This window comes from Sphingomonas sp. (assembly GCF_035490575.1).
GTDB lineage: Bacteria > Pseudomonadota > Alphaproteobacteria > Sphingomonadales > Sphingomonadaceae > Sphingomonas.
Genome location: NZ_DATJLI010000143.1, coordinates 1 through 9,315, shown reverse-complemented (window position 1 = coordinate 9,315; position 9,315 = coordinate 1). Strand labels below are relative to the sequence as shown.

The following is a 9,315-nucleotide window of genomic DNA, read 5'->3' as shown; positions in this document are numbered from 1 at the left end:
TCGCCGCTCGCTGATCCTGACAGGCACGCTGGGGATGGGGGCGTTCGCGCTGCCCGGCTTTGCGCGGCAGGCCAACATCACCACCGCGCGCGGTTTCACCCATTCGGTCGCCAGCGGTGAGCCGGGGGCGACGTCGATGCTGTTGTGGACCCGATACGTCCCCGCCGACGGCGCGGCGGCCAAGTTGAAGGTCGAGGTTGCCGAAACGCCGGATTTCGCGCGCGTCGTCGCCGGGGGTGAGATGGTGACAGGGCCATGGCGCGACCACACCGCCAAGATCACGGTGACGGGCCTGAATCCGGGGACGCGCTATCATTATCGCTTCGTCGCGCCCGATGGCGGCTTCTCGCCAGTGGGGCGCACGCGGACGCTGCCGCAGGGTGACACGCCTTCGTTCCGCGCGGCGGTGTTCTCATGCTCGAACTACGGCTTCGGATTCTTCAACGCCTATGCCCACGCGGCGGCGCGCGATGATATCGACCTCGCCATCCATCTGGGCGACTATATTTACGAATATGCGCCCGCCAATTATCCGGCGGCAGAGCAGGTGGTGGGTGGCCGGGTGCCGCAGCCGTTCAGGGAAATCGTCGCGCTGGCCGATTACCGGCTGCGCTATGCCAGCTACCGCGCGGACCCGGACCTGATGGCGCTGCATGCCGCGGTGCCGATGATCGTGCAGTGGGACGACCACGAATCGGCCAATGACTCGTGGGAGGGCGGCGCGCAGAACCATCAGGGTGAGGAAGGCGACTGGAACACGCGGCGCGCCGCTGCGGTGCAGGCGTTTCGCGAATGGCTGCCCGTCAGTGACGAGCCGTGGAAGGCCTATGACATCGGCACGCTGGCGACGCTGTTCCGCACCGACACGCGGCTGGCGGCGCGCTCAAAGCCGCCCGAACTGGCGCCGCTGTTCCTGAAGGGCGGCGATCCGGCGGCGGCGCTGAGCGCGTTTCGCGACGGGCCGTGGCAGGACGCATCGGTAACGATGATGGGCACGACGCAGGAAGCGTGGCTGGACGCCGCGATGGCGGCATCGGTGCGGGCGGGCACGCGGTGGCAGGTGGTCGGATTCGGCACGATCATGGGCAACACGCGCGCGCCGGAAGATGCGCTGGGCTGGATCCGCGCCGATGCGCCGGCGCGGACCAAGGCCTATGTCCAGGGCGGGGTGATGGCCAGCAAATTGGGGCTGCCGTCCAATCTGGACAATTGGGGCGGATATCCGGCGGCGCGCGCGCGCTTCCTGAAATCGGCGCAGGCGCATGGCGGCAGCACGATCGTCATCGCCGGCGACAGCCACAATGGCTGGGCCTATGATCTGGGACAGGACGGGCGACCGGCGGCGGTGGAGTTCGCCGGACACGGCGTCACGTCGCCAGGATATGAAAGCGCGATCGGCATCGATCCCAAGCGGGTGGCGGCGGCGATGGTCGAGACCAACCCCGAGCTGAAATGGTGCGATACCTCGCGGCGCGGTTATATGGCGTTGACGCTGACGCCGGAGCGGGTGAGCAACGAGTGGCTGTTCGTCGACACGGTGACGGCGCGTAACCCGCGCGCCAGCGTCGGCCACCGTGCCGATGTGACGCGCGGGCGCAATGTGATGACGTGAATTGGCGGGGGGGGCGCCCGGTGCGCGTCCCCCCCTATTCGTGGCGCAGCGCGTCGATGGGGTTGAGCGCGGCCGCGCGGCGGGCGGGGAAGAAGCCGAACACGACGCCGATGACGGCGGAAATCAGGAAAGCGATCAGGTTGATTTCCGGCACGAAGGTCCATGGCACCTGCATCAAGGGCGTGAGCAGCAGGATCGCCAACTGACCGATCAGCAGGCCGACCAGCCCGCCGAGCATCGACAGCACGACCGCTTCGACCAGGAATTGCAACAGCACTTCGCGCGCGACCGCACCGATCGCCAGGCGGATGCCGATCTCACGCGTGCGTTCGGTGACGGACACCAGCATGATGTTCATGATGCCGATGCCGCCGACCACCAGCGATATCGCCGCGACGGCGGTGACGATGCTGGTCAGCAGCGTCGTCGTGCCGGTCAGCGTCGCCGAAATCTGCGCCGTGTCGAAGATGTTGAAGTTATCCTCCGCCCCCGGTTCGATGCGGCGGCGTTCGCGCAGCAGGCTGGAGAGCTGGTCCTGAACCTGCGCGGTGTCGAAATCGTCATCGACCCCGACCAGCATCAGCCGGATGTCGCGACTGCCGGTCAGGCGGCGCTGCACCGTCTTGATCGGCATGATGATGATATCGTCCTGATCGCCGCCGAACCCGGCCTGTCCGCGCGTTTCCAGCGTGCCGATCACGTCGCAGCTGATGTCGTTGACGCGCATCCGCTGGCCCACGGCATCGACATTGCGGAACAGGTTGGTGCGAACCGTATTGCCGATGATGCAGACCGCGCGCCCGGCTTCTTCCTCGGCGGGCAGGAAAGTGCGCCCGGCGGTCAGGTTCCATGGCTGAACCTGAAAATAGGCGTTGGTGGTGCCGTTGATCGTGGTCGACCAGTTGGCGCCGTTGAAGATCGCGGTGGCGCTCGATTGCGCCTGGGGCGCGACGGCGGTGACGCCGGCGACCTGTTCGGTCACGGCATCCACGTCCTCCTGGTCGAAATCGGGCGGACGCGGGCCGCCGCCGCCGCGCCCGAAACCCTGGCCGGGGCGGACCTGAAGGATGTTGGTGCCAAGGCTGGCGATCTGTTGCTGGACAGCGGCGGTGGTGGCCTGCCCCAGCGTCACCATGGTGACGACCGCCGCCACGCCGATGACGATGCCGAGGATCGTCAGGAACGAGCGCAGCAAATGGCGGCGGATCGAGCGGACGGCGAGGGTGAAGGTGGTGGCGAGCATGTCAGACCTGTGCCCCCTGCCGATGCCGGGTGTCGATCCGCTCCACCAGCCCGTCCTTGAAATGCACGACGGTGCGCGCGAAAGCGGCCATGTCGGATTCGTGCGTCACCATCAGCACGGTGATGCCGCTGTTCTGATTGAGGTCGGTTAGCAATTCCATGATCTCGACCGAGCGTTCGCTGTCGAGATTGCCGGTGGGTTCGTCGGCCAGCAGCACGTCGGGCTGGGTCACGATCGCGCGGGCGATGGCGACGCGCTGCTGCTGGCCGCCCGACAGTTCGGCGGGTGTGTGGTCCCACCATTTGTCCAGCCCGACCTTGGCCAGCGCGGCCATGCCGTGATCGCGGCGCATCTTCTTGTCCTCGCCCCGGTAAAGCAGCGGCAGCTCGACATTTTCGAGCGCACTGGTCCGGCTGAGCAGGTTGAAGCCCTGAAACACGAAGCCGAGATATTTGCGGCGCAGCAGCGCGCGCTGATCGCGGTCGAGCGTTTCGACATGCACGCCCTTGAACATGAACTCGCCCGCCGATGGCACGTCGAGGCAGCCGAGGATGTTCATCGTGGTTGACTTGCCCGAGCCGGACGGACCCATGACGGCGACGAAATCGCCGCGTTCGATGTCGAGGTCGACACCCTTCAGCGCCTGAAACGCGGTCGCGCCGTTGCCATAGGTCTTGGTGACGCCGCGCAGGGTGATGATGGGATCAGCCGCCACGCTGACCCCCGCCGCCCTTGGCCTCGGCGCCCTTCTTGCTGAGCTGCCCGCCGGTCTTGCGCTCGCTGTCGCCGGCAAGCTGGCCGGTGACGACCTGCATACCGGGTTTCAGCCCGCCCGACAGCACTTCGGTGACTTGCCCATCGCTCTCGCCCACAGTGATCTCGACCGGGCGGGGCTCGCCATTGTCGCCCAGCACATAGACATTCTGTTTCGAGCCGCGACCGATGGAGGCGGTGCGATCGGACCCGCCGCGGCGGCGGCGCGTCGGCACGATGGCGCTGGCGAGGCCGCCCTTGGACGCATCGGCGCCGGGTTGCCCGGTCGAGGGCTGGAAACGCAGCGCCGCGTTGGGAATGAGCAGGACGCCCTGACGCTCGGTCGTGATGATCTCTGCAGTCGCGGTCATGCCGGGACGCAGGCGCAGTTCGGGATTGGCGACCGCCAGCGTGGCGGCATAGGAGACGACCTGTCCGGTGGTCGCGGTGCCCGTCGTGCTGCTGGACGACGACGAACTGGCTTCGGAGACCGACAGGTTCGAGCCGACATCGACGCGGTTGATCGTCGCGGGGAAGCGTTCGCCGGGGAACGCGTCGACGGTGAAGGTCGCGCGCTGGCCATTGCGGACGCTGCCGACATCGGCCTCGTCGATCGCGACTTCCAGCTCCATCTGGCTGAGATCCTCGGCAATCACGAACAGCGTTGGCGTGTTGAACGATGCGGCGACCGTCTGACCGGGATCGACCTGTCGCGCCAGGACGACGCCGTTGACGGGCGAGCGGATGATCGCGCGGTCGCGCTGCGTCTGGCTGGCCGACAATTGCGCGCGCGAAGCAGCGACATTGGCCTGTGCGGTGCGGACGCCCGCCACGGCGCGGGCGACCGCGGCGCGCGCGGTGTCGAGTTCGGTCTTGGCGGGAACGCGGCCCCCCGACAGGCGGCTGACTTCCTCGAACCGGGCAAGGGTCGCGCGCGACTCGGTCAGCGTCGCCTGCGCCTGTTCGACCGAGGCCTGTTGCGCGGCAAGCTGCGCGCGGTTCTGGCTGATCTGGTCGTCAAGCTGTTCGGGGTCGATCAGCGCCAGCGCCTGGCCCGCCGACACGCGGTCGTTCACATCGACCACCACCTGCGTGACGAGGCCCGAAAGCTGGGAGCCGACCGTCACCTGATTGGTCGGGGCCAGCTTGCCGGTGGCGGAGACGGTGACTTCCAGATTGCCCTGGCGCGCGGGGACGGTCGCATATTGCGTCGCCTCATCGCCGCGAAAGAACGACAGCGCCGCCCAGATCAGCAACACGACGCCGAGCGCGATCAGCGCCCATTTGGCGTATCGTTTCCACGCCGGTTGCGTGGTGGTGCCGAGAAACGCGTCGATATCGGGGGAAGTCTGGTCGGCCATGGATCAGTCCTGCTGCCGCGCATCGAGCGCGCGCGTGGTCGTGTTGTCGGCGTCGGGTGTGATGCCCGCGTCCCAGCCGCCGCCGAGTGCCGCGAACAGCTGGACCAGCGCGGTCGATTCGTCGCTTCGCGCGGTGGTCAGGCTGTTGCGCGCCGACAGAAGCTGGGTTTCGGTCTGGTTCAGCGTGGTGAAGTCGGTCAGCCCAGCGCGATACTGGCTGCGCGCGAGGATCGCGGAATTGTTCGCGGCATCGAGCGCGATCGCCAGCTCGCGCGAGCGTGCCTGCGCGCTTTGCAGGGCGACGACGGCGTTCTCCACTTCCTCAAGCCCGGTCAGCACGGTCGATTTATAGGCGAGAAAGGCCGCGTCGGCGGCGGCGCGCTGGCTGCGGACCTGTGCGCGGGTGCGGCCGCCGTCGAAGATCAGCTGCGACAGCCCGGCGAACAGCGTGCCGGTGACGATGTCGCCCAGGCTGCCCACCGCGCTGGCGGCGGTGTCGATGCCGCCCGACAGGCCGAGCGCGGGGTAAAGCTGTGCCTCCGCCACGCCGATCTGCGCGGTCGCGGCGGCCAGCGCGCGTTCGGCAGAGCGCACATCGGGGCGCTGGCGCAGCGTGTCGGCGGGAATGCCCGTGCCGATCGCGGCGGGACCGCGCGGAATGGGGCGGGCGGCGGCCATTTCGACCTTGAGCGCGCCGGGCGCCTGTCCGGTCAGCACGCCCAGGCGGGACACGGCGCTGTTGTAGCTCGCCTCAAGACTGGGGATGCTGGCGGCGGTCTGTGCCCGCTGCGCGCGCGCCTGTTCGGCGTCGAGCGAGGAGACGAGACCCGCCTGAACCCGGAAACCGGCGATTTCCAGATTGTCGTCCTGCAGCGCCAGGCTCTGTCGCGCATTTGCGATCTGAGCCTGTGCGGCGCGCGCGAGGATATAGTTGCGGGCGATTTCGGACTGAACCGACACCAGCAGCGTGGCATAGTCGAACCCGGCGCCTTCATAGCTGGCGCGCGCGCTTTCGGCCGACCGGCGGATGCCGCCGAACAGGTCGAGCTGGTAACTGGCATCGGCGCCGAGCGAGAAATTGTTGGTCGAGCCGACGCCGGTGTTGATGATCGTGCCATCGGGCAACTGGGTCTGCTGGCTGCCGCCCGCAATCGCCTGTCGCCGCGAATAGCCGCCTGATGCCGACAGGCTGGGCAGGAAATCCGCGCGTGCCTGAACCAGCGCCTCACGCGCCTGGCGCAGCCGCGCGACCGCCTGCGCCACATCCAGATTGTCGGGTGCGGCCTGTTCCACCAGTCGCGCCAGCAGCGGGTCGTCGAAGCGCGTCCACCAGCGGCCCAGATCCTCACGCGTGGCGGTGCCGGGCACCGAATAGCCATCGGGCGTGCCAAGCTGTGACGGGGTGGCGGGGCGATAGTCCGGCCCGGCGGCGCATCCGGCAAGCGGCAGCGCGACGGCCAGCAGAAGCGAGAGGGCGTGACGAGGCATCGGTGGCGTGATGGCCGGGCGACCGACATGCGGCAACCGCTTTTGTGTCGCGAATTGTAACGGACGCGAACTTATCGTTCGTTGGCGGGGTTTGAACGCCGACCTTGACCCCGAAGCGCTGGTGGGGCGTTAGGGAGGCGACGCTGCAACCCTGGGAGAGGCAGACGATGGCCGACCGCGACGTTTATCCAGTAACCACCGAATGGGCGCAGCGCGCGCATGTCGATGCCGGCGGATATCGGCGGCTATACGACGCGAGCATGGCGGACCCGGACGGGTTCTGGCTGGATCAGGCGCAGCGGCTCGACTGGATCGAGGCACCGACCAGGGCAGGCGAGTGGTCGTTCGACGAGGCCGATTTCGGGATCAAATGGTTCGAGGACGGCGTGCTGAACGTCGCGGCGAACTGCATCGACCGGCATCTGGCCGAGCGCGGCGATGCGGCGGCGATCATCTGGGAACCCGATGATCCCGAAGGTGAGGCGCGCAGCTTCACCTATGCCCAGTTGCACGCCGAAGTGTGCCGCTTTGCCAATGTGCTGAAGGCGCAGGGTGTCGCCAAGGGCGACCGCGTGACCATCTACCTGCCGATGATTCCCGAAGCGGCGTTCGCGGTGCTGGCGTGTGCGCGGATCGGGGCGATCCATTCGGTGGTGTTCGGCGGCTTTTCGCCCGACGCGCTGGCGGGGCGGATCGAGGATTGCGATTCGAAGATCGTCATCACTGCCGACGAGGGATGCCGCGGCGGGCGGCGCGTGCCGCTGAAGGCCAATGTCGACGCCGCCGCCGCCAACGCGCCGAGCCTGGAGACGGTGCTGGTCGTCAAGGCGACCGGCGGCGAGGTCGAGATGACCGATGGCCGCGACGTCTGGTTCCACGACGTTGCCGAGCGTGTCGACAGCGACTGCCCGGCCGAGCCGATGAAGGCGGAGGACCCGCTGTTCATCCTGTACACCAGCGGATCGACGGGCAAGCCCAAGGGGGTGCTGCACAGCAGCGGCGGTTATCTGTTGTGGGCGGCGATCACCCATCACTGGTGTTTCGATTACAAGCCGGGAGAAATCTGGTGGTGCGCCGCCGATATCGGCTGGGTCACGGGGCACAGCTATATCCTGTATGGCCCGCTGGCCAATGGCGCGACGACGGTGATGTATGAAGGGCTGCCCAACTGGCCCGACGCCAGCCGCATCTGGCAAGTGATCGACAAGCACAAGGTCAACACGCTGTTCACCGCACCGACCGCGCTGCGCGCGTTGATGAAGGACGGCAACGGCCCGGTAAAGGCGACGAGCCGCGAGACGCTGCGCCTGCTGGGCACGGTGGGCGAGCCGATCAACCCGGAGGCGTGGCGATGGTATCATGAGGTCGTCGGCGACAGTCGCTGCCCGATCATCGACACCTGGTGGCAGACCGAGACGGGCGGCGCGATGATCGCGCCGATGCCGGGCGCGACCGACCTGAAGCCCGGATCGGCGACCAGGCCGCTGCCCGGCGTCGCGCCGGAACTGGTCGATGCGGAAGGTCAGGTGCTGGACGGCGCGACCGACGGCAATCTGTGCATCACCCGGTCATGGCCCGGCCAGATGCGGACGGTGTGGGGCGACCATGACCGTTTCTTCCAGACCTATTTCAGCACCTATAAGGGCAGATATTTCACCGGCGACGGATGCCGCCGCGACGATGACGGCTATTATTGGATCACCGGCCGCGTCGATGATGTCATCAACGTGTCGGGCCACCGCATGGGCACCGCCGAGGTCGAAAGCGCGCTGGTCGCCCATGCCACGGTCGCCGAAGCCGCCGTTGTCGGGATGCCGCACGAAGTGAAGGGGCAGGGCATCTATGCCTATGTCACGCTGAACGGCGGTGAGGAGCCGTCCGACGAATTGCGCGACGAACTGTGCAGATGGGTCCGCAAGGAAATCGGCCCGATCGCGACGCCCGACGCGCTGCAATTCGCCCCCGGCCTGCCCAAGACGCGCAGCGGCAAGATCATGCGCCGCATCCTTCGCAAGATCGCGGAGGGCGATGTGTCGTCGTTGGGCGATACGTCGACGCTCGCCGATCCGGGGGTGGTCGACGACCTGATCGAGAACCGTGTGACCCTGTAACCCTGGACCTGGAGTGCGCGATCATGACCATGGCAATCGTCGTTCTGGTGGTGTCGGGCGCGCTGCTGATCGGGGCGGCATGGGGCATTTTCGGCAAGCTGCGGCCGGGGGTCGAGGGGTTCCTGATCGCGGTGGCGGGCGGGTCGCTGCTCGTGTCGCTGGTCACGGAGCTGGTCGAGCCATCGATCGATGAAAGCGGGATCTGGACCGCGCTGGCCGGGCTGGCGGCGGGGGCGATGGTGTTTGCCGCCGTCGATTACTGGATCGATGAGAAGGTGGGCGGCGATTCGGGTGGCGGGCTGCTGGCGGCGCTGACACTGGACGGGGTGCCCGAAAACCTGGCGCTGGGCGTCGCGCTGATCGGCGCGGGTGCGCCCGAAGTGGCGGCGCTTGCGGGATCGATATTCCTGTCCAACCTGCCCGAAGCGGCGGGCGGTGCGCGCGAGATGAAGGAGGGCCGGTCGAAAGCGGCGGTGTTCGGGCTGTGGGCGGCGACGGCGGCGTTGCTGTCGGCGGCGGCGATCGCGGGCAACCTGTTGCTGGCGGGGTCCAGTCCGCACCTGCTGGCCGTGATCCGGTCATTCGCGGCGGGGGCGGTCGTCGCGAGTCTGGCGACCGAGGTGTTTCCCAAGGCCTATGGCGAGGACCGGCACCTGGCGGGCATCGCCACGGCGGTCGGTGTGTGCCTGTCGTTCGCGCTCGGCCAGTTGAGCGGCGGTTGATCGCGCCCGCCCGCCGGTCGCGCGG

7 protein-coding genes are annotated in these 9,315 nt (G+C 67.9%); 3 read left to right on the top strand and 4 right to left on the bottom strand.

Annotated elements, in window-relative coordinates; all coding sequences use genetic code 11:
• Positions 1 to 1,612, top strand: a 1,612-nt coding sequence (locus tag VL973_RS10585) for an alkaline phosphatase D family protein (RefSeq protein ID WP_325283985.1), incomplete at its 5' end; no start/stop codon positions are given.
• 34 nt (positions 1,613 to 1,646) lie between these two features.
• On the opposite strand, the gene VL973_RS10580 is transcribed toward VL973_RS10585, so the two are convergent.
• Genes VL973_RS10580 through VL973_RS10565 form a run of 4 tightly spaced genes read right to left on the bottom strand, consistent with a single transcriptional unit; the run spans position 1,647 to position 6,457 of the window.
• Positions 1,647 to 2,855, bottom strand: a complete 1,209-nt coding sequence (locus VL973_RS10580) for an ABC transporter permease (protein ID WP_325283984.1) — start codon at positions 2,853 to 2,855, stop codon at positions 1,647 to 1,649.
• A gap of 1 nt (position 2,856) precedes the next feature.
• Entirely contained in the window at positions 2,857 to 3,570 is a 714-nt protein-coding gene (locus tag VL973_RS10575) for an ABC transporter ATP-binding protein (protein ID WP_325283983.1), read from the bottom strand.
• Entirely contained in the window at positions 3,560 to 4,969 is a 1,410-nt protein-coding gene (locus tag VL973_RS10570; RefSeq protein ID WP_325283982.1) for an efflux RND transporter periplasmic adaptor subunit, read from the bottom strand. Before VL973_RS10570 ends, VL973_RS10575 begins: the two co-directional genes overlap by 11 nt.
• A 3-nt stretch (positions 4,970 to 4,972) precedes the next feature.
• Positions 4,973 to 6,457 carry an efflux transporter outer membrane subunit gene (locus VL973_RS10565; RefSeq protein ID WP_325283981.1) on the bottom strand — a complete coding sequence of 495 codons (1,485 nt, stop codon included), beginning with the start codon at positions 6,455 to 6,457 and terminating at the stop codon, positions 4,973 to 4,975.
• 167 nt (positions 6,458 to 6,624) lie between these two features.
• Here VL973_RS10565 and acs point away from each other — a divergent pair, with 167 nt between their 5' ends.
• Positions 6,625 to 8,568: an acetate--CoA ligase gene (gene acs, locus VL973_RS10560; protein WP_325283980.1), complete on the top strand. Its 1,944-nt coding sequence runs from the start codon at positions 6,625 to 6,627 to the stop codon at positions 8,566 to 8,568.
• Positions 8,569 to 8,591: 23 nt separating this feature from the next.
• Positions 8,592 to 9,290, top strand: coding sequence for a ZIP family metal transporter (locus VL973_RS10555; RefSeq protein WP_325283979.1), 699 nt, complete (start codon positions 8,592 to 8,594; stop codon positions 9,288 to 9,290).
• Positions 9,291 to 9,315: the final 25 nt, after the last annotated feature.